This is a genomic window from Citrobacter sp. Cpo090 (assembly GCF_030332665.1).
Lineage (GTDB): Bacteria > Pseudomonadota > Gammaproteobacteria > Enterobacterales > Enterobacteriaceae > Citrobacter > Citrobacter portucalensis.
In genome coordinates this window covers 515,584-542,229 of the sequence record NZ_JAOWHK010000038.1, presented here as the reverse complement: position 1 = coordinate 542,229, position 26,646 = coordinate 515,584, and the positions used below count along the sequence as shown (strand labels likewise).

At 50.1% G+C, this 26,646-nt stretch carries 28 protein-coding genes, 2 tRNA genes and 2 pseudogenes; 20 read left to right on the top strand and 12 right to left on the bottom strand.

Annotated elements, in window-relative coordinates; genetic code table 11:
* Positions 1-11: 11 nt before the first annotated feature.
* Positions 12-326 carry a flagellar hook-basal body complex protein FliE gene (fliE, locus tag OGY83_RS25030; RefSeq protein WP_003030448.1) on the bottom strand — a complete coding sequence of 105 codons (315 nt, stop codon included), beginning with the start codon at positions 324-326 and terminating at the stop codon, positions 12-14.
* A 216-nt stretch (positions 327-542) separates the two neighbouring features.
* Between fliE and fliF the strand changes: the two genes are divergently transcribed.
* The 14 genes and pseudogenes from fliF (at position 543) to rcsA (ending at position 12,040) form a co-directional block, all read left to right on the top strand.
* Positions 543-2,216: a flagellar basal-body MS-ring/collar protein FliF gene (fliF, locus tag OGY83_RS25025; protein ID WP_286637147.1), complete on the top strand. Its 1,674-nt coding sequence runs from the start codon at positions 543-545 to the stop codon at positions 2,214-2,216.
* Positions 2,209-3,204, top strand: coding sequence for a flagellar motor switch protein FliG (gene fliG / locus OGY83_RS25020; protein WP_048211311.1), 996 nt, complete (start codon positions 2,209-2,211; stop codon positions 3,202-3,204). Before fliF ends, fliG begins: the two co-directional genes overlap by 8 nt.
* Positions 3,197-3,904: a flagellar assembly protein FliH gene (gene fliH, locus OGY83_RS25015; protein WP_003834049.1), complete on the top strand. Its 708-nt coding sequence runs from the start codon at positions 3,197-3,199 to the stop codon at positions 3,902-3,904. Before fliG ends, fliH begins: the two co-directional genes overlap by 8 nt.
* The gene (fliI, locus tag OGY83_RS25010) at positions 3,904-5,274 is read left to right on the top strand and encodes a flagellar protein export ATPase FliI (RefSeq protein ID WP_003030440.1); all 1,371 of its coding nucleotides are present in this window, start codon (positions 3,904-3,906) and stop codon (positions 5,272-5,274) included. The genes fliH and fliI overlap by 1 nt, the downstream gene beginning before the upstream one ends.
* 21 nt (positions 5,275-5,295) lie before the next feature.
* Positions 5,296-5,739: a flagellar export protein FliJ gene (gene fliJ, locus OGY83_RS25005; RefSeq protein WP_079939973.1), complete on the top strand. Its 444-nt coding sequence runs from the start codon at positions 5,296-5,298 to the stop codon at positions 5,737-5,739.
* The gene (gene fliK, locus OGY83_RS25000; protein WP_286637146.1) at positions 5,736-6,950 is read left to right on the top strand and encodes a flagellar hook length control protein FliK; all 1,215 of its coding nucleotides are present in this window, start codon (positions 5,736-5,738) and stop codon (positions 6,948-6,950) included. The genes fliJ and fliK overlap by 4 nt, the downstream gene beginning before the upstream one ends.
* Positions 6,951-7,054: 104 nt before the next feature.
* Complete coding sequence (fliL, locus tag OGY83_RS24995) at positions 7,055-7,522, top strand: flagellar basal body-associated protein FliL (RefSeq protein ID WP_003030435.1); 468 nt, start codon at positions 7,055-7,057, stop codon at positions 7,520-7,522.
* Between the two features lie 4 nt (positions 7,523-7,526).
* Positions 7,527-8,531, top strand: coding sequence for a flagellar motor switch protein FliM (gene fliM / locus OGY83_RS24990; protein ID WP_003030434.1), 1,005 nt, complete (start codon positions 7,527-7,529; stop codon positions 8,529-8,531).
* The gene (gene fliN, locus OGY83_RS24985) at positions 8,528-8,941 is read left to right on the top strand and encodes a flagellar motor switch protein FliN (RefSeq protein WP_003030433.1); all 414 of its coding nucleotides are present in this window, start codon (positions 8,528-8,530) and stop codon (positions 8,939-8,941) included. Before fliM ends, fliN begins: the two co-directional genes overlap by 4 nt.
* Positions 8,941-9,318 carry a flagellar biosynthetic protein FliO gene (fliO, locus tag OGY83_RS24980; protein ID WP_286637162.1) on the top strand — a complete coding sequence of 126 codons (378 nt, stop codon included), beginning with the start codon at positions 8,941-8,943 and terminating at the stop codon, positions 9,316-9,318. Before fliN ends, fliO begins: the two co-directional genes overlap by 1 nt.
* The gene (gene fliP / locus OGY83_RS24975) at positions 9,318-10,055 is read left to right on the top strand and encodes a flagellar type III secretion system pore protein FliP (protein WP_003834056.1); all 738 of its coding nucleotides are present in this window, start codon (positions 9,318-9,320) and stop codon (positions 10,053-10,055) included. The genes fliO and fliP overlap by 1 nt, the downstream gene beginning before the upstream one ends.
* A gap of 9 nt (positions 10,056-10,064) precedes the next feature.
* A complete protein-coding gene (gene fliQ, locus OGY83_RS24970; protein ID WP_003030425.1) occupies positions 10,065-10,334 on the top strand; it encodes a flagellar biosynthesis protein FliQ in 270 nt (89 codons plus the stop codon).
* A gap of 8 nt (positions 10,335-10,342) precedes the next feature.
* Positions 10,343-11,138 (top strand): annotated as a pseudogene (gene fliR, locus OGY83_RS24965) (flagellar biosynthetic protein FliR).
* A gap of 278 nt (positions 11,139-11,416) precedes the next feature.
* Positions 11,417-12,040, top strand: a complete 624-nt coding sequence (gene rcsA / locus OGY83_RS24960) for a transcriptional regulator RcsA (protein ID WP_003030421.1) — start codon at positions 11,417-11,419, stop codon at positions 12,038-12,040.
* Between the two features lie 54 nt (positions 12,041-12,094).
* Here rcsA and dsrB read toward each other — a convergent pair whose 3' ends face one another.
* Positions 12,095-12,283: a protein DsrB gene (gene dsrB / locus OGY83_RS24955; RefSeq protein WP_003030419.1), complete on the bottom strand. Its 189-nt coding sequence runs from the start codon at positions 12,281-12,283 to the stop codon at positions 12,095-12,097.
* Positions 12,284-12,446: 163 nt separating this feature from the next.
* Between dsrB and yodD the strand changes: the two genes are divergently transcribed.
* Positions 12,447-12,674 (top strand): YodD family peroxide/acid resistance protein, encoded by a 228-nt coding sequence (yodD, locus tag OGY83_RS24950; RefSeq protein ID WP_003030417.1) that lies wholly within the window; start codon positions 12,447-12,449, stop codon positions 12,672-12,674.
* A gap of 205 nt (positions 12,675-12,879) precedes the next feature.
* Here the strand turns inward: yodD and OGY83_RS24945 are convergent, their stop codons facing one another.
* Both OGY83_RS24945 and OGY83_RS24940 read right to left on the bottom strand, forming a co-directional pair.
* On the bottom strand, positions 12,880-13,065 hold the full coding sequence (locus tag OGY83_RS24945; protein WP_003030415.1) for a YodC family protein: 186 nt from the start codon (positions 13,063-13,065) through the stop codon (positions 12,880-12,882).
* A gap of 77 nt (positions 13,066-13,142) precedes the next feature.
* Entirely contained in the window at positions 13,143-14,057 is a 915-nt protein-coding gene (locus tag OGY83_RS24940) for a DUF808 domain-containing protein (protein ID WP_286637161.1), read from the bottom strand.
* 175 nt (positions 14,058-14,232) lie between these two features.
* Between OGY83_RS24940 and yedA the strand changes: the two genes are divergently transcribed.
* On the top strand, positions 14,233-15,141 hold the full coding sequence (yedA, locus tag OGY83_RS24935; RefSeq protein ID WP_286637145.1) for a drug/metabolite exporter YedA: 909 nt from the start codon (positions 14,233-14,235) through the stop codon (positions 15,139-15,141).
* A 3-nt stretch (positions 15,142-15,144) separates the two neighbouring features.
* On the opposite strand, the gene OGY83_RS24930 is transcribed toward yedA, so the two are convergent.
* From OGY83_RS24930 to OGY83_RS24920, 3 genes are all read right to left on the bottom strand, one after another.
* Positions 15,145-15,612, bottom strand: coding sequence for a very short patch repair endonuclease (locus tag OGY83_RS24930; RefSeq protein ID WP_079939978.1), 468 nt, complete (start codon positions 15,610-15,612; stop codon positions 15,145-15,147).
* Complete coding sequence (locus OGY83_RS24925) at positions 15,593-17,023, bottom strand: DNA cytosine methyltransferase (protein ID WP_286637144.1); 1,431 nt, start codon at positions 17,021-17,023, stop codon at positions 15,593-15,595. The genes OGY83_RS24930 and OGY83_RS24925 overlap by 20 nt, the downstream gene beginning before the upstream one ends.
* Positions 17,024-17,099: 76 nt before the next feature.
* The gene (locus tag OGY83_RS24920; RefSeq protein ID WP_286637143.1) at positions 17,100-17,792 is read right to left on the bottom strand and encodes a phosphohydrolase; all 693 of its coding nucleotides are present in this window, start codon (positions 17,790-17,792) and stop codon (positions 17,100-17,102) included.
* Between the two features lie 441 nt (positions 17,793-18,233).
* Between OGY83_RS24920 and ompC the strand changes: the two genes are divergently transcribed.
* Positions 18,234-19,421, top strand: coding sequence for a porin OmpC (ompC, locus tag OGY83_RS24915; RefSeq protein WP_286637142.1), 1,188 nt, complete (start codon positions 18,234-18,236; stop codon positions 19,419-19,421).
* A 54-nt stretch (positions 19,422-19,475) separates the two neighbouring features.
* On the opposite strand, the gene OGY83_RS24910 is transcribed toward ompC, so the two are convergent.
* The 4 genes from OGY83_RS24910 to tnaC form a co-directional block, all read right to left on the bottom strand.
* The gene (locus OGY83_RS24910) at positions 19,476-20,378 is read right to left on the bottom strand and encodes a SphA family protein (protein WP_286637141.1); all 903 of its coding nucleotides are present in this window, start codon (positions 20,376-20,378) and stop codon (positions 19,476-19,478) included.
* A 98-nt stretch (positions 20,379-20,476) separates the two neighbouring features.
* The gene (gene tnaB / locus OGY83_RS24905; protein WP_191228528.1) at positions 20,477-21,727 is read right to left on the bottom strand and encodes a low affinity tryptophan permease TnaB; all 1,251 of its coding nucleotides are present in this window, start codon (positions 21,725-21,727) and stop codon (positions 20,477-20,479) included.
* 108 nt (positions 21,728-21,835) lie between these two features.
* On the bottom strand, positions 21,836-23,251 hold the full coding sequence (gene tnaA, locus OGY83_RS24900) for a tryptophanase (protein ID WP_123267437.1): 1,416 nt from the start codon (positions 23,249-23,251) through the stop codon (positions 21,836-21,838).
* A 269-nt stretch (positions 23,252-23,520) separates the two neighbouring features.
* On the bottom strand, positions 23,521-23,598 hold the full coding sequence (gene tnaC / locus OGY83_RS25235) for a tryptophanase leader peptide (protein ID WP_103771344.1): 78 nt from the start codon (positions 23,596-23,598) through the stop codon (positions 23,521-23,523).
* 529 nt (positions 23,599-24,127) lie between these two features.
* Between tnaC and OGY83_RS24895 the strand changes: the two are divergent.
* Positions 24,128-24,961, top strand: a pseudogene (locus OGY83_RS24895) (class I SAM-dependent methyltransferase); the annotation flags it as partial.
* 393 nt (positions 24,962-25,354) lie between these two features.
* On the opposite strand, the gene OGY83_RS24890 reads toward OGY83_RS24895, so the two are convergent.
* A tRNA-Ser gene (locus tag OGY83_RS24890) sits at positions 25,355-25,444 on the bottom strand.
* Positions 25,445-25,537: 93 nt separating this feature from the next.
* Here OGY83_RS24890 and mtfA point away from each other — a divergent pair.
* The gene (mtfA, locus tag OGY83_RS24885) at positions 25,538-26,302 is read left to right on the top strand and encodes a DgsA anti-repressor MtfA (RefSeq protein ID WP_079939858.1); all 765 of its coding nucleotides are present in this window, start codon (positions 25,538-25,540) and stop codon (positions 26,300-26,302) included.
* 132 nt (positions 26,303-26,434) lie between these two features.
* Positions 26,435-26,510, top strand: a tRNA-Asn gene (locus OGY83_RS24880).
* The last annotated feature ends 136 nt before the right edge of the window (positions 26,511-26,646 follow it).

Here is a 26,646-nt window from a genome sequence, read left to right as displayed (position 1 = left end):
GCACGTTGTCCCTACACCTGCATCGACATCACTTCCTGATACGCCGACACCAGTTTGTTACGCACCTGAATACCCATCTGCATCGATACCGACGCTTTTTGCATATCGGTCATCACATCGTTCAGCGCAATACCCGGCTCACCGAGGGTAAATTTCTCAGCCTGGGTACGGGACGCGGTTTGCACATCGCTAATCCTGTCTAACGCCGCATGCAGTTGTCCGGCAAAACTCACGGTCGGTTGTGGCTGCATATCCTGCATTTTTGCTGACATCGCCGTGGCCTGTAACTGGCTGATGACCCCTTCAATCCCCTGTATTGCCGACATTCTGATCCCCTGGATGATTTTTTACGTAGCTGAGATTACCAGTTAGTCAATAAGATAAAGGCGTTAAATAACGATAAAAAACCACGGTTTTTAACGCATAGAAAAATTCGAAACCGCAAATAATGAGACCGTCAATTTTTCGAGTTTGCTGACCCGGGAGTGAGTCTTGTTCCACTTTGCAAAAAACGCCGTCCACGATAAGCCACGAGGTGCGAGATGAGTGCGACAGCATCGACTGCAACCCAGCTTAAACCTCTCGAGTGGTTAAACCGCCTGCGCGCGAATCCCAGAATTCCTTTGATTGTGGCGGGAGCCGCTGCCGTCGCTATCATCGTGGCGATGGTCCTGTGGGCCAAAGCGCCTGACTATCGCACGCTGTTCAGCAATCTTTCCGATCAGGATGGTGGCGCGATTGTCACCCAACTGACGCAGATGAACGTTCCCTATCGTTTTACTGAGGGAAGCGGTGCTATAGAAGTTCCTGCCGATAAAGTCCACGAACTGCGCTTACGTCTGGCACAACAAGGCCTGCCGAAAGGCGGCGCCGTTGGTTTTGAACTGCTGGATCAGGAAAAGTTTGGTATCAGCCAGTTTAGCGAGCAGGTCAACTACCAGCGTGCGCTGGAAGGTGAATTAGCCCGTACCATTGAAACCCTGGGACCGGTAAAACGCGCCCGCGTGCATCTGGCAATGCCGAAACCGTCGCTGTTTGTGCGTGAGCAAAAAGCGCCTTCGGCCTCCGTGACCGTGAATCTTGAGCCGGGTCGCGCACTGGATGAAGGTCAGATCAGTGCAGTTACGCATCTGGTTTCCAGCGCTGTCGCCGGGTTACCGCCGGGCAACGTTACGCTGGTCGACCAGGCGGGTCATCTGTTAACTCAGTCAAACACCAGCAGCCGCGATCTTAACGATGCGCAGTTGAAATACGCCAGCGATGTCGAAGGCCGCGTTCAGCGTCGTATCGAATCGATCCTGTCGCCGATTGTCGGCAACGGTAACGTACATGCACAGGTCACCGCGCAGCTGGATTTTGCTAATAAAGAGCAAACCGAAGAACAGTACCGTCCAAACGGTGATGAGTCCCAGGCCGTGCTGCGTTCACGCCAGTTAAACGTCAGCGAGCAGATCGGGAGCGGAGCGCCGGGCGGTGTACCGGGCGCGTTGTCCAATCAGCCAGCACCGGCTAATACCGCGCCAATCGCTAACCCACCGGCTAATCAGCAAAATGCGCAAACCACGCAGACGGCAAATAACAACAATAATGCCGGTCCGCGCAGTACGCAGCGCAATGAAACCAGCAACTATGAAGTCGACCGTACCATTCGCCACACCAAAATGAACGTCGGCGATGTGCAGCGTCTCTCGGTGGCTGTGGTGGTCAACTATAAAACGTTGCCGGACGGCAAACCGCTGCCGTTAACCGCCGATCAGATGAAACAGATTGAGGACCTGACCCGCGAAGCGATGGGTTTCTCCGACAAACGTGGCGATACCCTGAACGTGGTGAACTCGCCCTTCACGGCGACCGACGATTCCATTGGCGAGCTGCCGTTCTGGAAACAGCAGGCCTTTATTGAACAGTTGATGACCGCTGGCCGTTGGTTACTGGTTCTGCTTGTTGCCTGGATCCTGTGGCGTAAGGTTGTTCGCCCGCAGTTGGTTCGCCGCAGCGAAGAAGCAAAAGCGGTACAAGAACAAACGCGTATCCGTCAGGAAACCGAAGAAGCGGTAGAAGTTCGCCTCAGCAAAGACGAGCAGACCCAGCAGCGTCGTACGAATCAGCGTCTGGGTGCAGAAGTGATGAGCCAGCGTATTCGTGAAATGTCAGATAACGATCCGCGCGTCGTGGCGCTGGTCATTCGCCAGTGGATGAGTAACGACCATGAGTAATCTTAGCGGTACCGATAAAAGCGTCATCCTGTTGATGACCATTGGCGAAGATCGCGCGGCGGAGGTGTTTAAGCACCTTTCCACGCGCGAAGTTCAGGCGCTCAGTACAGCGATGGCGAACGTACGCCAGATCTCCAACAAACAGTTGACGGAAGTGCTGGCCGAGTTTGAGCAGGAAGCAGAACAGTTTGCCGCGCTGAATATCAACGCCAACGAATATCTGCGCTCCGTGCTGGTGAAAGCGCTGGGCGAGGAACGCGCCTCCAGCCTGCTGGAAGATATTCTGGAAACCCGCGATACCACCAGCGGCATTGAAACACTCAACTTTATGGAGCCGCAAAGCGCCGCCGACCTTATCCGCGACGAGCATCCGCAGATTATCGCCACCATTCTGGTGCACCTCAAACGGGGCCAGGCTGCCGATATCCTGGCGCTGTTCGACGAGCGTTTACGTCACGACGTGATGCTGCGTATCGCCACCTTCGGCGGCGTGCAGCCTGCCGCGCTGGCAGAACTGACCGAGGTACTGAACGGCCTGCTCGATGGCCAGAACCTCAAGCGCAGCAAAATGGGCGGCGTGAGAACGGCGGCCGAAATTATCAACCTGATGAAAACCCAGCAGGAAGAAGCAGTTATTACCGCCGTACGCGAATTCGACGGCGAACTGGCGCAGAAAATTATCGACGAAATGTTCCTGTTCGAAAACCTGGTGGACGTCGACGATCGCAGTATCCAGCGCCTGCTGCAGGAAGTGGATTCCGAATCGCTGCTGATTGCCCTGAAAGGTGCCGAACAGCCGCTACGCGAGAAGTTCCTGCGCAACATGTCGCAACGTGCTGCCGATATTCTGCGCGACGACCTTGCCAACCGCGGCCCGGTGCGTTTGTCGCAGGTGGAAAACGAACAGAAAGCAATTCTGCTTATTGTGCGTCGTCTGGCGGAAACCGGCGAGATGGTGATCGGCAGCGGCGAGGATACCTATGTCTAACGAACTGCCGTGGAAAGTCTGGACCCCGGACGACCTCGCCCCACCGATGGCAGAGTTCGTGCTGGCCGACCACAGCGAAACGCCGCTGTCAGAAGAGACGGAAGAGCCCGAGCTTTCCGCAGAGCAACAGCTTGAACAACAGCTTGCGCAGCTGCAAATGCAGGCCCATGAGCAAGGGTATAACGCGGGGCTGGCAGAAGGTCGACAAAAAGGTCACGAGCAAGGTTATCAGGAAGGTCTGAGCCAGGGACTGGAGCAAGGCCAGAACCAGGCGCGCGCGCAGCATGCGCCGATCCATGCCCGCATGCAGCAGCTGGTGAGCGAGTTTCAGAATACGCTGGACGCACTGGACAGCGTCATTGCCTCACGCCTGATGCAAATGGCGCTGGAGGCGGCGCGTCAGGTGATTGGTCAGACGCCTATCGTGGATAACGCTGCGCTGATTAAGCAGATCCAACAGTTATTGCAACAGGAACCGCTGTTTAGCGGTAAACCGCAGCTACGCGTCCATCCGGACGATCTCCAGCGTGTGGAGGAGATGCTCGGTGCCACTCTCAGCCTGCACGGCTGGCGGCTGCGCGGCGATCCGACGCTGCATCACGGCGGTTGTAAAGTCTCAGCCGACGAAGGCGATCTGGATGCCAGCGTCGCCACACGCTGGCAAGAACTCTGCCGTCTGGCAGCGCCGGGAGTCGTGTAATGACCACTCGCCTGACTCGCTGGCTCAATACGCTGGACAACTTCGAAGAGAAAATGTCGCTGCTGCCTGCAGTGCGTCGTTACGGTCGCCTGACCCGCGCAACCGGGCTGGTGCTGGAGGCTACGGGATTACAGCTGCCGCTGGGTGCCACCTGCGTCATTGAACGCCAGGATGGCAACGAAACCCAGGAAGTTGAAAGCGAAGTCGTGGGTTTTAACGGTCAACGTCTGTTTCTGATGCCGCTCGAAGAGGTCGAAGGCGTTCTGCCCGGCGCGCGAGTTTACGCAAAAAACATTGCCGGAGAAGGTCTGCAAAGCGGGAAGCAATTACCGCTTGGCCCTGCTCTGCTGGGTCGGGTGCTGGACGGTAGCGGCAAACCGCTCGACGGACTGCCCGCCCCGGATACCACCGAAACCGGCGCGCTGATTACACCGCCGTTTAACCCGCTGCAACGTACCGCAATAGAACACGTCCTGGATACCGGCGTACGTCCCATCAACGCGTTGTTAACCGTAGGTCGCGGCCAGCGTATGGGACTTTTCGCAGGTTCCGGCGTCGGTAAAAGCGTCCTGCTCGGCATGATGGCGCGCTATACCCAGGCCGATGTTATCGTCGTGGGCCTGATTGGCGAACGTGGCCGCGAAGTTAAAGATTTTATCGAAAACATTCTCGGTGCTGACGGTCGCGCACGCTCGGTAGTGATTGCCGCTCCGGCGGACGTCTCGCCGCTGCTGCGTATGCAAGGCGCGGCCTATGCCACGCGCATCGCCGAAGATTTCCGCGATCGCGGGCAGCACGTATTGCTGATTATGGATTCCCTCACCCGCTATGCGATGGCGCAACGTGAGATAGCCCTGGCGATCGGCGAGCCACCGGCAACCAAAGGTTATCCGCCGTCAGTATTCGCCAAATTACCGGCGCTGGTTGAACGGGCCGGAAACGGTATCCACGGCGGCGGTTCAGTCACCGCGTTTTATACGGTACTGACCGAGGGCGACGACCAGCAGGACCCGATTGCCGATTCCGCGCGCGCGATTCTTGACGGCCACATTGTGCTGTCTCGTCATTTAGCCGAGGCGGGTCACTATCCGGCCATCGATATTGAAGCCTCGATCAGCCGCGCCATGACCGCGCTCATTAGTGAAAAACACTACGCACGGGTGCGCAACTTTAAACAGTTGCTATCCAGCTTCCAGCGTAACCGCGATCTGGTCAGCGTGGGGGCGTATGCTAAAGGCAGCGATCCGATGCTGGATAAAGCCATCGCCTTATGGCCACAGCTGGAAGCATTCTTACAGCAAGGCATTTTTGAACGGGCTGACTGGGAAGATTCTCTACAAGCTTTGGAACTGATTTTCCCTGGTGTGTGATTAAGCAGGAGAGCATAGGTCATGGCACAACATGGTGCGTTAGCAACACTGAAAGACCTGGCTGAAAAAGAGGTAGATGACGCCGCTGTCTTATTAGGAGAGATGCGTCGTGGCTGTCAGCAGGCGGAAGAACAGTTAAAAATGCTGATCGATTATCAGCATGAGTATCGCAACAATCTGAATGCCGATATGGGCCAGGGTATTACCAGCAATCGCTGGATTAACTACCAGCAATTTATTCAGACGCTGGAAAAAGCGATTGAGCAACACCGCCAACAGCTCAATCAGTGGACGCAAAAAGTGGACATGGCGTTGAACAGTTGGCGCGACAAAAAACAGCGATTACAGGCGTGGCAGACGTTGCAGGACAGACAAACCTCGGCAGCGTTACTGGCTGAAAACCGTCTGGATCAGAAAAAAATGGATGAATTTGCTCAGCGCGCAGCTATGAGGAAACCCGAATGATTACTTTACCCCAACTGATTACCACCGACACCGACGTAGCCGCAGGTCTTCAGTCAGGCAAAGCGGTAGATTCACCCGAGGATTTTTTAGCGCTGCTGGCTGGTGCATTAGGTGCGGGCGACGCGCAGGGTAAAGATGCTCCTCTGTCGTTTGCCGACTTACAGGCGGCCAGCAGTAAGCTGCAAAAAGGGTTACTGCAAAAAAATGGTGATGCCACACAGTCGGTCAAATTAACCGATCTGCTGGCGCAACAGGAGCTGAAAACCGAGGCTTCTCTTGCCGACATGACGGACGCTCAGCAATTGTTGTCCGCCCTCACGCCTTCACTGAAAGCTAATGCTTTGACGACTCTGGGCAAAGTCGCTCAGCAGGACGAAAAAAATACTACGCTGAGTGATGACGATCTCGCCAACCTCAGCGCGTTGTTCGCCATGCTACCAGGACAACCGCCGGCTACGCCTGCCGTCGACAGCGCTCCAGCCCCAGTTGATGCCACACTTTCAGCGTTATCACGTGGCGCTGTACAGGGCGCGGCGACTGATAATGCAGACGAATTACTGCCGGGTGATGCCAAAAAAGGCAAAGCGGATGTCACGATTGCTGGCGGTGGTGCTAATCAGGCAAACAATCCAACATTAACCCCGCTGACGGCGGCGGTGAACGCCAGAGCTGAAATCGACAGCACCCCATCACCGACCAGCGTTGGTATGACTGCGGCCCCGCTAAGTGGTCCACCAACACACGCACAACCGTTACCGACGGCCGCGCCAGTGTTAAGCGCTCCGTTAGGTAGCCATGAATGGCAGCAATCGCTGAGTCAGCACGTCACATTGTTCACGCGCCAGGGTCAGCAAAGCGCAGAACTGCGTCTGCATCCGCAGGACCTGGGTCAGGTACATATTTCGCTCAAGCTGGACGATAACCTCGCGCAGCTGCAGATGGTATCACCGCACAGTCACGTGCGCGCCGCACTGGAAGCCGCATTACCGATGCTGCGTACGCAGTTGGCTGAAAGCGGGATCCAACTGGGGCAAAGCAACATCAGCAGTGAAAGCTTCGCTGGCCATCAGCAGTCTTCCGGACAGCAACAGCAATCTGGTCGTGCTCAAGGACAAGACATTTTTGCCGCTGAAGATGACGCAATACTGGCAACCCCAGCCTCGCTGCAAGCCGCTGCCCGCGGCGATGGCGCAGTAGACATCTTCGCCTAACGCCAGAGGTAGCATGATTATCCGCGTCTTTTCCACGCTTTGTCGTGGAGAGGACACGGGATAATCAGCCCATAAGCTGTACCGAAACAGGAAGCCCGTATCTGATGACTGACTCCGCGATTAACAAAAAAAGTAAACGCGCTATTTGGATCCCTCTGCTGGTATTAATTACCCTCGCCGCCTGCGCAACTGCGGGTTATAGCTACTGGCGCATGCAGCAGCAGCCGTCCGCCAGCGTCAAAGCGGAACCGGCTCCACCGCCAGCCCCGGTGTTCTTTGCGCTGGATACCTTTACCGTCAATCTGGGTGATGCAGACCGTGTACTGTATATCGGTATCACGCTGCGCATGAAAGATGAGGCGACACGTTCACGTCTTAACGAATATCTGCCGGAAGTGCGCAGCCGTTTGCTGCTGCTGTTTTCTCGTCAGAATGCGGCCACACTCGCCACTGAGGAAGGTAAGCAACAGCTGATTACCGCCATTAAAGAGACGCTGGCGACTCCGCTCGTTGTTGGACAGCCGAAACAGGTTGTCACCGACGTTCTTTATACAGCTTTTATTCTGCGGTAAAGACATGGGCGACAGTATTCTTTCTCAGGCTGAAATCGACGCATTGCTGAACGGCGATAGCGAAACCAAAGACGAACCCATTTCAGGTATCGCAAAAGAAAGCGATATTCGTCCTTATGATCCCAACACTCAGCGTCGCGTGGTACGTGAGCGTTTACAGGCGTTGGAGATCATTAACGAACGCTTTGCGCGCCAGTTCCGAATGGGATTATTTAACCTGTTGCGCCGTAGCCCGGATATTACCGTGGGTGCGATCCGTATCCAGCCATACCATGAATTTGCGCGCAACTTACCGGTTCCGACCAACCTGAACTTAATCCACCTGAAGCCGCTGCGCGGTACGGGTTTGGTGGTGTTCTCACCGAGTCTGGTATTTATCGCCGTAGACAACCTGTTTGGCGGTGACGGTCGTTTCCCAACGAAAGTCGAAGGACGCGAATTTACGCACACGGAACAGCGCGTTATTAACCGCATGCTGAAGCTGGCGCTGGAAAGCTACAGCGACGCGTGGAAGGCCATCAACCCGCTGGAAGTGGAATACGTTCGTTCCGAGATGCAGGTGAAATTTACCAATATCACCACCTCTCCGAACGACATTGTGGTGAACACCCCGTTCCACGTTGAAATTGGCAACCTGACCGGTGAATTTAACATCTGTCTGCCATTCAGCATGATTGAACCGTTGCGTGAGCTGCTGGTGAATCCGCCGCTGGAAAACTCGCGTAATGAAGATCAGAACTGGCGCAATAATCTGGTGCGTCAGGTTCAGCATTCTGAGCTGGAGCTGGTGGCAAACTTTGCCGACATTCCGCTGCGGCTATCCCAGATTTTAAAACTGAAACCCGGCGATGTACTGCCGATTGAGAAACCCGACCGCATTATTGCTCATGTGGACGGCGTGCCTGTGCTGACCAGCCAGTATGGCACCGTAAACGGTCAGTATGCGTTACGCGTAGAACATCTGATAAACCCGATTTTGAATTCGCTGAATGAGGAACAGCCCAAATGAGTGATATGAATAATCCGTCCGATGAGAACACTGGCGCATTGGACGATCTGTGGGCTGACGCGTTAAACGAGCAAAAAACCACGCCCACCAAAAGTGCGGCCGATGCAGTATTCCAGCAGTTAGGTGGCGGCGACGTCAGCGGTGCTTTGCAGGACATCGACCTGATCATGGACATTCCGGTCAAGCTGACCGTCGAACTGGGCCGTACCCGCATGACCATCAAAGAGCTGCTGCGTCTGACGCAGGGTTCGGTTGTCGCACTGGATGGTCTGGCAGGCGAGCCGCTGGATATCCTGATCAACGGTTACCTGATTGCCCAGGGCGAAGTCGTCGTGGTCGCGGATAAATACGGTGTGCGTATCACTGACATTATCACCCCGTCTGAACGTATGCGCCGTCTGAGCCGTTAATCATGAATACCCAGGCTACCGTTTCTCAACCCGCCGCCGTTCCTGGCTCACCGCTGGTGCAGGTAAGCGGCGCGCTGCTCGGGATCATCATCTTGATCCTGGCGGCGGCCTGGGTCATTAAACGTCTGGGGTTTGCCCCCAAAAGTACCGGTACACGCGGGCTGAAAGTCACGGCCAGCACCTCATTAGGTCCACGTGAGCGCGTGGTGATTGTCGAGGTCGAAGATGCCCGTCTGGTACTGGGTGTCACAGCCTCACAGATTAACGTCCTGCACACCCTGCCCCCGGCACCTGCCGATGCAGAAGAAAAAACGGCCTCCCCTGCGGATTTCCAGGCCATGATGAAGAGTTTGCTGAAGCGTCCTGGGAGATCCTGATGCGCCGTTTGTTATCCCTCACGCTGGCAGGCTTGTGGCTTTTCAGCCCCGTTGCCCTCGCCCAACTCCCGGGTCTGGTCAGTCAGCCGTTGCCGGGCGGCGGACAAAACTGGACGTTGCCCGTGCAGACGCTGGTGTTCATCACCTCGCTGACGTTCCTGCCTGCAATTTTGCTGATGATGACCAGCTTCACCCGCATCATCATCGTTTTCGGTCTACTGCGAAATGCGCTGGGTACCCCCTCTGCACCGCCTAACCAGGTGCTCCTGGGCCTGGCGCTCTTTTTGACCTTTTTCATCATGTCGCCGGTGATCGATAAAATCTACGTTGACGCTTACCAACCGTTCAGCGAAGAGAAGATCTCCATGCAGGAAGCCATGGAGAAAGGCGCCCAGCCGCTGCGTGAGTTTATGTTGCGCCAGACCCGTGAAGCCGATCTGGCACTCTTCGCGCGCTTAGCAAACAGCGGCCCGTTACAGGGACCAGAAGCCGTGCCGATGCGAATTTTGCTGCCTGCTTATGTCACCAGTGAGCTGAAAACAGCATTCCAGATAGGTTTTACCATTTTTATTCCGTTTCTGATTATCGACCTGGTGATTGCCAGCGTGCTGATGGCGCTCGGGATGATGATGGTACCGCCAGCCACAATCGCGTTGCCGTTCAAGCTGATGCTATTTGTGTTGGTAGATGGTTGGCAGCTACTTGTCGGCTCGCTGGCACAAAGCTTTTACAGTTAGAGGCGCGAAATGACTCCTGAATCGGTCATGATGATGGGCACAGAGGCGATGAAAGTCGCCCTGGCCCTTGCCGCGCCTTTGTTGTTAGTCGCTCTCGTCACAGGTCTTATCATTAGTATTCTGCAGGCGGCGACCCAGATTAACGAAATGACGCTGTCCTTCATTCCCAAAATTGTCGCGGTGTTTATTGCCATCATTGTTGCTGGCCCGTGGATGCTTAACCTGCTGCTCGACTACGTGCGTACGCTGTTCAGCAATATCCCCTATATCATCGGGTAGACAACGTTATGTTGCAGGTGACCAGCGTTGAGTGGCTCCATTGGCTGAATTTATACTTCTGGCCTTTGCTGCGCATACTGGCGCTCATCTCAACGGCTCCCATCCTCAGTGAACGAGCCATCCCTAAACGGGTAAAGCTGGGGCTGGGGTTGATGATAACCGTCGTTATCGCCCCGTCGATTCCCGCCGTTGACGTTCCCATCTTTTCTGTTGGCGCGCTATGGCAGGCAATGCAACAAATCCTGATCGGTATCGCTTTAGGCTTCACCATGCAGTTTGCGTTTGCCGCAGTACGTACCGCCGGGGAATTAATTGGCCTGCAAATGGGCCTTTCCTTCGCGACGTTCTTCGATCCCGGTAGCCGTCTGAATATGCCGGTTCTGGCACGACTGATCGACATGCTCGCCATGCTGCTGTTCCTGACCTTTAACGGCCATTTATGGCTGATTTCGCTGCTGGTAGATACTTTTCATACTCTGCCCATCGGCGGCAATCCGGTGAACAGCAATGCGTTTCTCGCGCTGGCACGGGCAGGTAGCCTGATTTTCCTCAACGGACTAATGCTGGCCCTGCCGGTAATGACGCTACTGCTCACGCTGAACCTCGCACTTGGTTTGTTAAATCGCATGGCGCCACAGCTGTCGGTTTTCGTCATCGGCTTTCCTCTCACTCTGACCGTAGGTATTTCACTGATGGCGGCGCTAATGCCATTAATTGCGCCATTCTGCGAACGATTATTCAGTGAAATTTTTAATTTACTGGCCGATATCGTCAGCGAAATGCCAGGAAAATAATAACCCTTAATTTTTATCCTGTTTTACTAAGGATTGTCCTAAATTTAAAAAGTGACAACATCCACCAGGATATCTCTGTCGCGGTTTATTTGTTTTTGCCTCACTCACATAACGCAACATTCACTTTACTTTAAGATGTTTCCTGGCAAATTATACGCAACTTTACGGGATAGTAAATTCGCCTGAAAAACAGCGAAAGCGTCATCTTGGGTCATTATTATTCCGTTTAGTTGTGATGAAATAATCAGGTAAGGGGAATTATCGTTACGCATTGAGTGAGGGTATGCCATGTCAACGATTATTATGGATTTATGCAGTTACACCCGACTAGGGTTAACCGGATATCTGGTAAGTCGGGGGGTGAAAAAAAGGGAAATCAACAACATTTCCAACGTTGATGAACTCAGTCTCGCCTGTGTCTCTCAACAACCTGCTGTGGTGTTTATTAATGAGGACTGCTTTATCCACGATCCTGCTAATAGCCAGCAAATAAAGCAAATCATTAATCAGCATCCCAGCACATTATTTATTGTGTTTATGGCAATTGCCAACGTGCATTTTGATGAATATCTACTCGTCAGAAAAAATTTATTGATTAGCTCTAAATCGATTAAACCTGACTCACTGGATAAACTACTTGGCGATATTCTGAAAAAAGAAGTAGATATTGCTATTGATGTGAATCTGCCGACATTATCATTAAGTCGAACCGAATCCAGCATGCTGCGAATGTGGATGGAGGGCCAGGGAACAATACAGATATCGGATCAAATGAATATCAAAGCCAAGACGGTGTCATCCCATAAGGGGAATATAAAACGAAAGATTAAGACGCATAATAAGCAAGTTATCTATCACGTTGTGAGGCTTACGGATAACGTCACCAATGGTATCTTTGTGAATATGCGCTAAAACGTTCTGACTGGTGGCGACTCCACCAGTCAGAATCAAACAGCGGAACTCATGTCACTCTACTTTTTCCACAAAGATACCATCCTGATGACCTGACTCATTAAAGAACCAGATACCGAGCGGGTAGTCTTCCAGCGAAACCAGGTACATGGTGCCTTCACTAAACTCTTCGATTGCCAGTACCACGCCCGGTCGACGAGGACCGCCGTCCGTTTTGACTGTGACCCGATCATTCACCTTCATAGTTTTCCTCCTGTGGCTTTGTGCCAGTGTAGAACAATTTCCTTTTTCTGGCAGCGCTGTGCACGCGCGATTGCGGGTTTTATCGACGGTCTATACTTAAGTTGTGCGTATTCGATGTTTGGGTACGCTCCCCCGGTATCCTTAACGCTTGAGAGGTATGAGGATGAAAACCGCGAAAGAGTACAGCGATACGGCCAAACGTGAAGTCAGCGTCGATGTCGACGCGCTGCTAAAGGCAATCAACGAAATCTGCGAGAGTGAAATTCATCGCAGCCAGGATGACCCGGAGCGCGTGAGCGTCGACGGGCGAGATTACCATACATGGCATGAACTGGCCGATGCGTTCGAGCTTGATATCCATGACTTTAGCGTGTCGGAGATCAATCGCTGACTGAGGGCGAAAAAAATCCCGGCCCTTATCGGGTCGGGATCAAGCTTGCTTATGCAAGAAGCACTTGTAAATTCGTTACACCAGAAAATCTGATGTGAACCAAACCTTATCTGCAATTTTTTTGCCTGACAAGTAAATAATTCTCACCGGAATGATAAATATAACTAATAGGTGAGAGATCACCTGGTTACGGTCGAGCAAATGTTCAGGCATCCTGACAGAGCTGTCTTCGCTCGCCCGGCACCACCAGTTCATCTTCACGGAATGCTTCCCGTTTAACGCCAAAGCCGTCGTACCAGCGACACTCCACCATTCCGCTGGCATACCCGGTAACGATCATACGTGGGCCACCCTCTTTGGAGGTGACTTCCTCACTGACAGAAAAGACCATACCTGCCTCCTGTATCAAGAGAAACCTTTACACCTTAGATGACAAAGAGGCGTTTTGCGTAATCAGTCCTGTAACAATTAGTGCGAAACTCCGCGCAGTCTGGCGACAGCTTTTGCCAGCAGAACGACAATCCCGCCGATGATAAATCCGAGCACCAGGTTAAGCAGGGTCGGAAGCATTAGCGAAATCAATGTACTTTGCTGCTGAGCAAAATGTTCAATCGCATGATGCAGCGGCGATATTCCGTGTACCACAATGCCGCCTCCCACCAAAAACATCGCCAGTGTGCCGACCACAGAAAGTGTTTTCATAAGCCAGGGGGCAACCACCAGCAACCCTTTCCCCAGAGACTGGGCAAGCAGGCTGCGCTTTTCTGCCAACCAGTACCCGATGTCATCAAGCTTAACGATAATCCCGACCAGGCCATATACGCCCACAGTCACCACTAACGCGATACCTGATAACACCAACACCTGATTCAGCAAGGGTGCGTCCGCGACAATACCCAGCGTAATCGCGACAATCTCGGCAGACAAAATGAAGTCGGTACGTATTGCCCCTTTGATTTTATCTTTCTCAAAGGTGAGTGGATCCTGTGCGGCCAGAGCAGTCAGACGCTGCTGACGCTCTTCCGGGCTTTCTTTGTGCTTACGCGCCTCCAGGGTATGCAGAACCTTTTCCACCCCTTCAAAACAGAGAAATGCCCCGCCTACCATCAATAAGGGGGTGATCGCCCAGGGAATAAATGCGCTTATCAATAATGCCAACGGCACCAGAATAACTTTGTTAACAAACGATCCTTTCGCCACGCTCCAGACTACCGGGAGTTCGCGGTTAGCCCGCACGCCCGATACCTGCTGCGCATTAAGCGACAGGTCATCTCCCAGCACGCCCGCGGTTTTTTTCGCGGCCAGTTTTCCCATCACTGAGATATCATCCAGCAGCGTGGCGATATCATCGAGTAAGGTTAGTAAGCTACTTCCTGCCAAAATTTTTACCCTCAATATTATTTTTTTGCAGTCATAAGTATGAAGTAAAACACGCCATGCTGAAACTGACCTTTCTGGTCAACAAGTTTTTAACATCGACACGTAATTATAAATCTCGCCAGTAAGATAGTTTTGACGTTTACTATGTTGCACCTTTTTATTTCTACCGTGAGGGATTATGCGTTTCAGGCAATTGTTACCGCTTTTCAGTGCGCTATTCGCGCTGTACATCATTTGGGGTTCCACGTACTTCGTTATTCGCATTGGCGTTGAAAGCTGGCCGCCGTTAATGATGGCAGCCGTACGTTTTCTCTCCGCGGGAATTTTATTAACAAGTTTCTTACTTATTCGCGGGCATAAGCTGCCCCCCTTACGCCTAATCCTGAACGCCGCGTTAATTGGTATCCTGCTGCTGGCTGTGGGTAATGGGCTGGTCACCGTCGCAGAACATCAAAATGTCCCTTCCGGTATTGCCGCCGTGGTGGTCGCCACCGTCCCGTTATTTACGCTGTGTTTTAGCCACTTTTTTGGCATCAAAACGCGCAAGCTGGAATGGTTGGGAATAGCGATTGGGCTAGCAGGGATCATCATGCTGAACAGCGGAGGCAATTTAAGTGGCAATCCGTGGGGCGCTATTTTAATCCTGATCGGTTCGATAAGCTGGGCGTTTGGCTCGGTGTACGGTTCACGCATTACGCTACCCGTTGGCATGATGGCCGGAGCCATTGAAATGTTAGCTGCTGGTATTGTGCTGATGTGCGCGTCGCTACTCTCTGGAGAAAAACTGACCACCATGCCAACATTTTCAGGCTTTATGGCGGTGGCTTACCTGGCCCTGTTTGGCTCCATTATTGCCATTAATGCGTATATGTTCCTGATCCGCAATGTCAGCCCGGCGCTAGCCACCAGCTATGCCTACGTCAATCCGGTTGTTGCCGTGCTGTTAGGGACCGGTCTGGGGGGAGAAAGACTGGCCCCTATCGAATGGCTGGCGCTCGGCGTGATCGTGTTTGCTGTGGTGCTGGTAACATTGGGGAAATACCTGTTCCCTGTTAAAGCGGACGCCGTTGCGGCCCCGTCGGAATAGACGTTACAATAAATGAATACCGAGAGTGTCGATCTGCGCGGTGTCGCCACCGCCGCAGATCCACTCGATGACTCGTTCAGATAACGCTTCATCGTCCAGCTTTTCGCGACCGCGCAGGGCGCACTCCCAGACAATCAGTACCCGCCAGCCCAAAACCCGCAACTTTTCACAATCCCGCGCATCACGTTGGACATTTTTGCCTATTTTTTCCAGCCAGAATTCCGTTCGTGTCGCGGGGACTTTGAAGAGATAACAGTTGTGATGATGCCAGAAGCAGCCATGGGTAAAAATCACACAATGATAATCATCCACCACAAAATCGGGGCGACCGGGTAACGTCGCATCCTGCACGCGAAACGTTACCCCCTGCTCTGTCAGCACGCTGGCAAGGCGTTTTTCAATTGCGGTATCGCGGGTAGCTATCGCCCGCATATTTTTACTGCGTGTTGCTTTATCGTGAACGTCTGCCATGCAGGTTCTCTTTCTCACGAATAGCAACCGCCTGTTTGATTTTCGGCTCCAGCAGCCTGGCCACCGCCGCAAATGCCGGAACGACCACCGAATTACCAAACTGGCGATAAGCTTGAGTATCTGACACCGGGATCCTGAACTGATAGCCCTGCGGAGATTCAAACCCCATCAGACGCGCGCACTCTCTGGGCGTAAGTCTGCGTGGGCGGTGTCGTTGATTCTGCGGATCGTCAAAATCTTTTTCACCCAGCGCCATATCCCAGCCACGGTCAATCAGGATCTCCGCCCCATCCTTATAATAACGCGCAGATAATGTGCGCGTTACGCTATCAGGGTTACCGGGATACACCATGCCATAACCAAATCCATTTCCCCGCGCCTGATGTTTTTTCGCATAACGATAGAGGTATTTCCACAGCACCGGCGTCAGTATATATTTCGCATCAACGGTCGGCTCAAGCAGTTCCGCCAGCGTCGTACGTCGCCGCGGATAACGCGTGACAATATCCCGCAGCGTGAAGTCTGATTTCAAATTCAGATCGCGCCGGAAGCCGACAAGCACGATACGTTCGCGATGTTGAGGCAAAAAATGTTGCCCATCGATAATTTTCGGATCGTCCGGACCGTTATCCGCCGCATCCGCCACGTCATAACCCAGTTCGTCCAGCGTTTGCATAATAATGCGAAACGTTTTGCCCTGATCGTGACTCTTCAGGTTTTTGACGTTTTCGAGCACAAATATGGCGGGCCGACGCGCGTCGATGATGCGCACCACATCAAAAAATAGTGTGCCTTGCGTATCACAGGCGAAACCATGGGCCCGCCCTAACGCGTTTTTCTTTGATACACCAGCCAGAGAAAATGGCTGACATGGGAATCCGGCCAACAGCACGTCATGTTCAGGTACATGCTGGCGAATATGTTCTGCCGCCTGCTGGTCACTCACCCCGTCATGATGGCTGAGTGTGATATCACGAATATCTTCATTAAAGCGGTGCTGGAGCGGATCGCAGTAATTGTTCGCTTTATAGGTGCGCACCGCATGCTTGTTCCACTCACTGGTAAACACGCACTGCCCACCAATCGCTTCAAAGCCGCGACGAATGCCGCCAATGCCGGCAAAAAGATCGATAAAGCGAAAAGCATAGTGCGGATGATGCGCAGGTGGTTTCGGCAACAAAGTATTCAGATGAATAAGCTCGCGGTCGCTGAGGCGATGCCATGTTTCATTAGCAACTACTCGCTTAAAGATGGCCGGGCTCCAGCGGTTCTCGCCAACGCCATTCAGATGAGCAACCAGCGTTTTCACGTCATATATTTCAAGCAACTTGGCCAACACCACCTGCACGTCGGCCTCGTTTTCATCTGTCATTGGGTTCATGGAGCCTGCTACTGAAAAATTATCCTGCATACATTTAACCGGCAGAAATGGATAACCGACAGATTAACATAAATTAGCACGGTTGACGTTTCAGCCGTACTGGCGACTAGCGTGCTTTAAAGGGTTGAATCGCGTCAAGATCCAGCATTTCGTATTCTCCTTTTAGCTCCGCACTCAGCTTCGCCATATACGTCAGTAAAAAATCCGCATTATGTTGCGCCAAATGCCGCCCTTGTTCGGTTTGCATCGTCAACGGCAACGTCAGTAACTTGGTCTGGAAGTGATCGAGCGCGTACTGTTTATCGTCAAGGCTACGCTTTCGGGCAAACGGATCTTCCGCATCAAACAGCGCACCCCCCAACGCCCCTGAAACGGCAAAGACGCGCGCTAAACCGATTGCACCCAGCGCCTCAAGCCGGTCTGCATCCTGCACGATTTTGGCTTCAAGGGTTTCTGGCGCAATTTTGGCGCTAAAACTGTGCGCCTCAATGGCATGACACACTGCCGATAACCGCTGTCGTGGAAAATCCGGAAAATCGCGCATCAAAACGCGACGTGTTTCCAGAGCTGCCAGTACCGACGAACGATGACGCTCAGGATGGTTCTTCGGCAGGCTGACGAGATCGTGGAAGTAGCATGCGGTCAGCACCACCAGCCAGTCCACAGTTGCATCTGTACTCAGCTTTTGCGCCGTCATCCACACACGTCGAAAGTGAAAGATGTCATGTGCAGCATCTTGTCCGGAATGGTTATCAGCTAACCAGGCTTCAAATTGCGACTGCCAGTCGTGCAGTTCCATGCTATCTCCCTTGGTAGAAAGAAAATCACCTTAGCAACAATTTTCATTGCAAACCACTGCCTGCCCCATTACATAATTAATTTTTATTATCACAACGAAAACAAAACCCTCATGAATTTATAAAACCCATAATTTCAATATCAACAACAACATTATATAAATAACAAAAACAAATTCCTCACACAAATAAAATACACATTATAAATAAATGATACGATATACATAACGCATTGATTAAAAATGATTTACACGACAAATGTCAATGTAACACACATACATTCATGGTTATAAAAGGACAATTTAGAAATATTTAGAAATATTTTAAATATATTTGTTACATGTTATATTTTAAATTAAATGAACTTCATAGATAGTATCAAAATGTAGTTACTTGGATAGTACTACATATTCATTTTAATTATCATGCAAAGGGAATACATAATGAAAAGAAAAGTATTGGCACTGCTTCTCCCTGCTTTATTAGCTGCAGGCGCAGCAAATGCGGCTGAAATCTATAATAAGAACGGCAATAAACTGGATCTGTACGGTAAAGTCGATGGTCTGCGTTATTTCTCTGACGATGCTAGCAGCGATGGTGATCAGACCTATGCACGTCTGGGCTTCAAAGGTGAAACCCAGATCAACGATATGCTCACCGGCTACGGTCAGTGGGAATATCAAATTATGGCCAACGGCACCGAAAGTGACCATGGTGATTCCTGGACTCGTCTGGGCTTTGCCGGCTTAGGTTTTGGCGAAAACGGTACCTTCGACTACGGTCGTAACTATGGCGTGGTCTACGACGTAGAAGCCTGGACCGATATGCTGCCAGAATTTGGCGGTGACTCCTACACCCAGACTGACGTGTATATGACTGGTCGTGCTAACGGCGTGGCCACCTACCGTAATAACGGCTTCTTTGGTCTGGTTGATGGCCTGAACTTCGCCTTGCAGTACCAGGGTAATAATGAAGGTAGCAGCTTAGGCCAGGAAGGTTCTGGTAACAGTGCAAACCGTAAACTGGCGAAAGAAAACGGCGACGGTTTCGGTATGTCCACCTCTTATGACTTCGACTTCGGTTTAAGCCTCGGTGCGGCGTACTCCAGTTCTGACCGTACTAACGAGCAAGTTGCTGCTGGTCGTGGCGATCGTAGCTATGCTAATAAATATGCTGGCGGTGAAACAGCGGATGCCTGGACCGTGGGTGCAAAATATGACGCCTATAATGTTTACCTGGCAGCCATGTATTCTGAAACCCGTAACATGACAGCATACGGTAGCGGAAAAAATAATGATGGCTCAGCAAAAGGCGGTATTGCTAACAAAACGCAGAACTTTGAAGCCGTTGCTCAGTACCAGTTCGACTTTGGTCTGCGCCCTTCCATCGCTTACCTGCAATCTAAAGGTAGCGATTTAGGTGGTCAGGAAGTCAGTCGTGGTAACTGGCGTTATGTCGACAAAGACCTGGTCAAATATGTTGATGTGGGCATGACTTACTACTTCAACAAAAACATGTCCACCTATGTTGATTATAAAATCAACCTGCTGGACGAAGACGACAGCTTCTATGAAAGCAATGGTATCGCAACAGACGACATCGTTGCCGTCGGTTTAGTCTACCAGTTCTAATTGACGCAAAAACAAGCAAGCCCGCTTCATATGAAGCGGGCTATTTTTGCGATGCTAAAGTGGAATAGAAGCTTTAAGGTAAAGCTGGGATCCTTCAGGCCGGTTGCGCACATCCATTTCTTTCTGCCATTTCAACGTCAGTAGCCAGCCCCTGTCGTTGGCATAACGGACAGAAGGACCGATTGAAAAGGCCTGCGATTTTGCTGAAGCTGAGTTTGGCCCATCATCATTGGTTGTCTGCATGAATGCGTAACCCCCAATTCCAACCACCCAACCATTTCCCACAGCCCATCCTAGGGCATAATCGGCATGAAAAGCCTGGCCTGACCGTGTATGACTCTCCTCGTTACGGAAATTAAAGTCATACATCATTTTGATATCCGCATTTACGCCCTTTTGTGGGATATAGCTAATTGCCCATACCGGCTGCACAGCCCAATAGTTTCGCCCCAGGCTTGAGGGATCATACCGGTCGTAATCACCTGTTGGCGCAAACAGATCCATCCCCAACACAAAGTGAAGATTGGGGGAAGGATGAAAACCCAATGCTGAACCCAGCGTGATATCCCCCAGTCCCTGGCTGGTATATTTTCGTCCATACGATTTAGCCGTGACATCAAGCAGCGGCAGGATAGAATGAAAAGCCAACTGTCCCCCCAGAAGATGCTGCTCCGTGACCCAAATAATGCGCGGCGCCAGGATATTAACGTTCATACTGAAGCCCGGCCCTGAAATATCATGTCCGTTGTTATCGCGCACGTGATCATACCTTGCGCTGCCTCCATACAGCAGAACATGTACGCCTTCGGCAGGAAGAGCCCCTGACATATAGTTTTCCAGACCATCAGGATAAATACCTGGCCCGTTTCCCTCGGTGGCAACCACCGAAGGTGCTGCGAGCAGAAAAGCCACGCCTGGCAAAATCCTTTTCATCCTCTTTATCATTTTGCTATCCATTAATACTGTTTACCTGAAGGAAATGCGGATCAATACCGATGCATACTGGTGATAACTGGACAAACTCATCTAAAACCCAGATTCTTATCCGCTATCTCTCACACCAGTTTTGGTAAAATATTCAGTACATTACCAAACCAACAGAAGATCACGACAATACCAAAAAGAATAACTACGGCAGGGATAATCCGACCTCCCCATACAGTAAATATTTGATTAGGGAATTTTTTCCTTGATTTCAATGCCAGCACCGCCGGAATAATAACAGCCCAGATCGTTGCACATAATCCAGCTCCACCGATCCCATAGATAAAGCCGTTAGGGAATAACAGATAAAGCAACGTTGGCGGTAAAAATGTCAGCATTACTGTTTTAAATCGTCCAAAATGAGAATTGTCGAACTTGAACAGGTCAGCAAGAAAGTCAAATAATCCTAATGTAACACCAAAGAAAGAACTGGCCACGGCTAAATTAGAGAAGACGAGCAAACAAAATTCAATTAAGCCACTCTGATTTGTTCCCAAAAAGGATCCCACCAAAGCATCAACATTGCCACCAGAAGCAATAATACCCTTGAAACTCTCACGAGGGATGTTACCCATCGTGCAGTATAGCCAGAACAAATAGATAACCAGTGCCAGAAAAGAGCCCAGTACAACACTTTTAATCAGTTTATCTTTTTTCTTTCCGTAGCAGATGATCAGACTGGGAATATTACCATGAAAGCCGAAGGAAGCCAGACATACAGGGATAGCCATAAATATGTAAGGAAAAAACGAACGACTCTCTTCGTTTACTTCACTCACACCACTTAAAATTGAGTAATCGACCTGGAAGAAAAGCGAACCAAAAACAATAACAAAAGCAAGAATTTTTATCCCAAGGAACAATGATGTAATTCGACTAGCGGCCAATGAACTAAACCATAATACAGCTGCTACAAACAGCGCAGTGCACACACCTATGATCCTTGGATTAACCTGGCTATCCGAATGCATAGATATCGTTTCACTAATAATGGCACCGTTTGCTGAAATATAGGCATAAGTCAATATGTACAAAACAAAGGCAACCGTCGCACCGCTGATTACATTCCATTTATTGCCAATCAAATCTTTCGTAATAGTATTAAAGCTAGAACCGACAGGATAATTTAAGTTTGCTTCCAAAAGTAATAATCCTGAATGCAACATTGAAAACCAGGATATAATTAGTATAAATGCGCCCCAAAAAAACCAGGCACCGGCAAGATCAACAGGTAATGCAAACATCCCTCCGCCAATTACGGTGCCGGCTATCACCATAATCCCCCAAAAGGATGAATGCTTTGAACTGGCATTTTCTTCCATACGAGCCTCTTATCATAAATTGTATATGTTCACTATCATATTATTTCTATAAAAACGTGAGCCATGAATGGCTATGGAATACAGCCATTCATGGCAAATAATTAACTATCAGATTTCTTTTAATTTGGCAGTAAAGTGACGCAGAACTTTAGGTTCATATGTAAAAGTTAATCCTTTAATATTTTTGGCATTTTCTTTCACATGGCTAAAGGCTTCAATAATGAAATCCATATGCGATTGGGTATATGTCGCACGCGGAATGGTTAAACGTAACAGCTCTGCCGGACACGGTAGCTGAATCCCCGTTTTAGGATCCCTGCCCAGTAAAAATGAGCCAATCTCTACTGCGCGAATGCCAGCGACTTTGTAAAGCTCGCATGCCAGAGCCTGTGCCGGGAATTGTTCAGCAGGAATATGCGGTAGTAATTTTCCTGCATCCACGAAAGCCGCATGCCCACCGGCTTGCTGACAGGTCACCCCAATGGCTTCAAGACCATCAACCAAATACTGAATTTGTGCAATACGATAGGCCAGCCAGTCCTGATTCATACCATCAGTTAGACCAACTGCCAGACGTTCCATTGCTCCGCCTTCCAGACCACCATAGGTAGGGAAACCCTCCTGCACCACACAAAGCGTACGGCATTCAGTATAGACATCAAAATAGCTGTCATCTTTAATACAGAGCAGTCCCCCCATTTGCACCATCGCATCTTTCTTCGCCGACATGGCCAACATATCGGCATATTTATAGGTCTCGCGGGTAATCTCCTCAATGCTCCAGCCTTTATAAGCAGCTTCCCTTTGCTGAATGAAATATGCGTTTTCAGCAAATCGGGCAGAGTCCATCACTACGGGAATATCGTATTTCTTCGCCAGTTGATACGTCGCCTTCAGGTTTGCCAGTGAAACCGGCTGGCCCCCCGCAGAGTTACACGTGATCGTAGCGACAATATAAGGAACGTTATTTGGCCCTACCTCCTGGATACCTTCCTCCAGTTTATCCAGGTCAAAATCCCCCTTAAAATCACAACGTACCGCTGTATCAAATGCCTCTTTGGTATAAACATTACGAACGGTACAGCCATTAATTTGACTGTGTCCCTGAGTTGTATCGAAGAAATAGTTTGAGAATACAACCATTTTACTTCTGTCCAACCCTTTTTCCTGCTCACGTTTACGGATCAGCACAGGAATATAAATCTGCTCGGCACCTCGTCCCTGGTGAGTTGGGATAGTGTACTGATATCCAAAAATATTTTTAACCGCATCAGCAAGTGCATAGTAGCTACGACTTCCGCTATATGCTTCATCTCCCCTTAACATTGCTGCTTGCATATTTTGGGTGATAGCGCCAGTACCGCTGTCTGTCAACAAATCAATAAATACATCTTCACTATCAAGCAGGAACGGGTTCATGCCAGAATTAACAATCGCATTTTCACGGTGCTCCCGTGTTGTGCGTTTTACGGGTTCAATAACACGAATGCGGAATGGTTCTGGTAAATGTTTAAAGTTATTCATGGAATATTTCCTGTATTAGATATACACATATCACGCCTGCAGCAACTCAAAAAAAATGAATTACCGAAGCATCTTTAAATATTGATGAATAGACCATATAAATATTATCCGTACATCTCCATGACCGTAGACCTACGCCTGTATTTACGCGCAAGAAAGGTATAGTAAGATTGTACAGTCAATAAATTATGGATTATTCAGAGCATACAAAAAGGACAGAAAACCAACCTATTCCTGTGCAAGTTGTATGAAAAGGAAAGGAGAAAAAATTATGGGCGATGATTGACAATCATCGTATCGATGTTGAACCACTTAGAAGTCAGATATGTATTAAATAAGCTAATCATTAGGTATCAACTCTTATTAAACATAACCCATCATTATAGTATGGCGATTTTTTGTCTATTAGCAGTTAAAGTTATTGTGATTAGAATCACGATAAATTAGTGTTGAATAACCTGGCTAATGTAACGTTCAGGGTGAGTGAGTTTGTGGATATAAATCCTGAATCATATTCAACGAACCGTCGTTTACATGCTGCATCTTTGCCGAATAAAATTTCCTGAATCAGATCACGCTTTTCCTACCCTCATATATCATTGTCAACTCTACGTGTTAATGTTAATGACGTAAGTTCCCTCCTACTAAACCTAAGGCTCTGATACTGGAAATTTTAATCATCTGATAGTCAGCAACCGACCTTCAGGTTGAACTGATTCTCAATGTGCCCAAATCGAATGCGGACACTGCTAGTGTGTTTGCAGGTTTTGCTCATGATGATCAAACAGGTTTTCCGGTATGAATTTATCTCATCAACGCATGAACAATCAGCAGCAAAACCGTAATAATTCACAGAAACTTCATAAGAAGGATTTTATGGACATCAACGCCATTATTTCCACCACTGGTCGCATACAACTCCTCGCTGACGAGGACAAAATTCCCTGGGATGAACCAGACTTTAGCCAGCGCATGCTGGAAAACCATTTATCCCAGGATCATGACTGGGCCAGCCGTCGACAGAGTGTAATTGAACAGCAGGTAACCTGGATTTCCAGGCAGTTGGCTACGGGAGCACGAGTACTGGACCTGGGCTGCGGTCCTGGCTTATATACCAACCAGTTAGCCAGACTCGGTTTTACCTGCACAGGGGTCGATTTCTCGCCTGCATCAGTCAATTGGGCCAAAAAGCTGGCGCATGACGCTGGTTTGGAAATCAACTACGTCCAGCAAGATGTTCGTCATTACTCGCCGGAAGAGTCATTCGATTTCATTATGATGACATTTGGAGAACTCAATGTTTTCAGTGCCGCGGATGCCAGAGCACTGATCGCAAACTGCGCGCGTTGGCTCACGCCAGGCGGGAAATTGCTGGTTGAAGTGCACACCTTTGCTGAAGTGAAACGCCAGGGGATGGCAAGCCCCGACTGGCAACGCTGCCCACAAGGATTATTTATTGCCAGTCCACATCTTCTTTTAACAGAACATGACTGGAATGAGGAGACACAAACCTGTTCTACCCGATTCTGGGCTATTGATGAAAACAGCAATACTACTCGCTTCGGAAGTCAAATGACGGCCTGGCATGATGAAGAATATCTCCATCTCCTGAGTGACAACGGCTTCAGCGTATTACAGCGCCCAGACAATCGTGCCTGGCCGGTTAGTGAAACATTTGAAGGTAAACTGTACGCTTTGCTGGCAGAAAAGATATAACCCCATAATTCCATGATAAAAAAGCGCGTTTTTGTTTCAGACGCGCTTATTTCATTAAGGGTATGAATGACCACTGCCTCACAAAAATTTCTCGCAACATGTCAACAGACTCACGTCATCAGTATTCGCATCGGGTTCCAGATCCAGTAGCAACTGAGCAAAGCCGACGAGCTTCAATGCCGTACGACTTAGCTCACAAAATGAATGACATACTGGTAAATTTCTACCGGGGACGCTGGGTAAGTGATAACGTATTTAACGGTCAGTTTTTTCAATACATACCGAGAAGATAGGGCAGAAAGTTTTCAGAAAGGTATATCAATTGAATGACTGAAGAAGGGAGTTTTGGATAGAAACCATTAAAAACAGTTAAGTACTGGTAAGTAGTGGCGGAGAGAGGGGGATTTGAACCCCCGGTAGAGTTGCCCCTACTCCGGTTTTCGAGACCGGTCCATTCAGCCGCTCTGGCATCTCTCCGTTTTGGCGGTTGCCATGATGCCAGGTAATTTGGCATTTTAACAGACCCAGTTCCGTCAATTTCGTTCAAGTGACGAGTTTGCGAGCAAAACGATGATTAAGTGGCCCTGGAAAGAGCAAGAAACAACCCGGAGTGACGACTGGCCGTGGGACGACGCCCTGGCTATCCCTCTTCTGGTGAATCTCACCGAGCAAGAACAAGCCAGACTTATCGCCCTGGCCGAGCGCTTTTTACAGCAAAAAAGATTGGTAGCGCTTCAGGGGTTTGAACTGGCCCCACTAAAAAGTGCACGCATTGCGCTACTTTTCTGTTTGCCTGTCCTGGAATTGGGGATCGAGTGGCTCGACGGATTTCATGAAGTTCTCATCTACCCTGCCCCGTTTGTGGTGGACGATGAATGGGAAGACGATATTGGGCTGGTGCATAATCAACGCGTTGTACAGTCCGGACAGAGCTGGCAGCAAGGTCCGATAATCCTTAACTGGCTCGACATTCAGGATTCCTTTGATGCCTCCGGATTTAATCTGATCATCCATGAAGTAGCGCATAAGCTCGATATGCGTAATGGCGATCGTGCCAGCGGTGTTCCGGCGATCCCTCTGCGCGATATCGCCGGTTGGGAGCACGACCTGCATGCCGCAATGAATAACATTCAGGATGAAATTGATCTGGTCGGTGACACCGCGTGCAGTATAGATGCCTACGCAGCGACCGATCCTGCCGAATGCTTTGCCGTTTTATCGGAGTATTTCTTCAGCGCCCCTGAATTATTTGCGCCGCGTTTTCCGGCCTTATGGCAGCGTTTCATTCAGTTTTACCGCCAGAACCCCATGGAGCGGTTACGCGATAGCCGCTAAGGTAGTCATTATCGCTCACCAAATGTGCATTAACGCTGAATTTGAAGATTAATTAACCAATTGAAATGACGTGCTAATTTTACTGTTGACACCTCATGGTGAGGTCAGTAATATGCGCCTCGTTCACACGATTCCTCTGTAGTTCAGTCGGTAGAACGGCGGACTGTTAATCCGTATGTCACTGGTTCGAGTCCAGTCAGAGGAGCCATATTTAAGAAGCCTGCTTAGGAAACTAAGCAGGCTTTTTGCTTTCCAGGTCACTATAAAATCCTCTCTCATAAGTACCCTGCCTGCTCTGCACCACCGTTACATGCCGCATCACAACGTCGATTAAAGTTATGTAA

Coding starts and splice junctions, on each gene's coding strand:
- fliE (WP_003030448.1), bottom strand. CDS start 326: ATGTCGGCAATACAGGGGATTGAAGGGGTCATCAGCCAGTTACAGGCC.
- OGY83_RS24945 (WP_003030415.1), bottom strand. CDS start 13,065: ATGGTCTTTTCTGTCAGTGAGGAAGTCACCTCCAAAGAGGGTGGCCCA.
- ompC (WP_286637142.1), top strand. CDS start 18,234: ATGAAAAGAAAAGTATTGGCACTGCTTCTCCCTGCTTTATTAGCTGCA.
- fliM (WP_003030434.1), top strand. CDS start 7,527: ATGGGCGACAGTATTCTTTCTCAGGCTGAAATCGACGCATTGCTGAAC.
- OGY83_RS24920 (WP_286637143.1), bottom strand. CDS start 17,792: ATGGAACTGCACGACTGGCAGTCGCAATTTGAAGCCTGGTTAGCTGAT.
- OGY83_RS24930 (WP_079939978.1), bottom strand. CDS start 15,612: ATGGCAGACGTTCACGATAAAGCAACACGCAGTAAAAATATGCGGGCG.
- tnaB (WP_191228528.1), bottom strand. CDS start 21,727: ATGGAAGAAAATGCCAGTTCAAAGCATTCATCCTTTTGGGGGATTATG.
- fliK (WP_286637146.1), top strand. CDS start 5,736: ATGATTACTTTACCCCAACTGATTACCACCGACACCGACGTAGCCGCA.
- fliH (WP_003834049.1), top strand. CDS start 3,197: ATGTCTAACGAACTGCCGTGGAAAGTCTGGACCCCGGACGACCTCGCC.
- dsrB (WP_003030419.1), bottom strand. CDS start 12,283: ATGAAGGTGAATGATCGGGTCACAGTCAAAACGGACGGCGGTCCTCGT.
- fliJ (WP_079939973.1), top strand. CDS start 5,296: ATGGCACAACATGGTGCGTTAGCAACACTGAAAGACCTGGCTGAAAAA.
- fliI (WP_003030440.1), top strand. CDS start 3,904: ATGACCACTCGCCTGACTCGCTGGCTCAATACGCTGGACAACTTCGAA.
- rcsA (WP_003030421.1), top strand. CDS start 11,417: ATGTCAACGATTATTATGGATTTATGCAGTTACACCCGACTAGGGTTA.
- yedA (WP_286637145.1), top strand. CDS start 14,233: ATGCGTTTCAGGCAATTGTTACCGCTTTTCAGTGCGCTATTCGCGCTG.
- fliG (WP_048211311.1), top strand. CDS start 2,209: ATGAGTAATCTTAGCGGTACCGATAAAAGCGTCATCCTGTTGATGACC.
- tnaC (WP_103771344.1), bottom strand. CDS start 23,598: ATGATTAGCTTATTTAATACATATCTGACTTCTAAGTGGTTCAACATC.
- fliF (WP_286637147.1), top strand. CDS start 543: ATGAGTGCGACAGCATCGACTGCAACCCAGCTTAAACCTCTCGAGTGG.
- OGY83_RS24910 (WP_286637141.1), bottom strand. CDS start 20,378: ATGGATAGCAAAATGATAAAGAGGATGAAAAGGATTTTGCCAGGCGTG.
- mtfA (WP_079939858.1), top strand. CDS start 25,538: ATGATTAAGTGGCCCTGGAAAGAGCAAGAAACAACCCGGAGTGACGAC.
- fliP (WP_003834056.1), top strand. CDS start 9,318: ATGCGCCGTTTGTTATCCCTCACGCTGGCAGGCTTGTGGCTTTTCAGC.
- tnaA (WP_123267437.1), bottom strand. CDS start 23,251: ATGAATAACTTTAAACATTTACCAGAACCATTCCGCATTCGTGTTATT.
- fliN (WP_003030433.1), top strand. CDS start 8,528: ATGAGTGATATGAATAATCCGTCCGATGAGAACACTGGCGCATTGGAC.
- fliQ (WP_003030425.1), top strand. CDS start 10,065: ATGACTCCTGAATCGGTCATGATGATGGGCACAGAGGCGATGAAAGTC.
- fliL (WP_003030435.1), top strand. CDS start 7,055: ATGACTGACTCCGCGATTAACAAAAAAAGTAAACGCGCTATTTGGATC.
- yodD (WP_003030417.1), top strand. CDS start 12,447: ATGAAAACCGCGAAAGAGTACAGCGATACGGCCAAACGTGAAGTCAGC.
- OGY83_RS24925 (WP_286637144.1), bottom strand. CDS start 17,023: ATGCAGGATAATTTTTCAGTAGCAGGCTCCATGAACCCAATGACAGAT.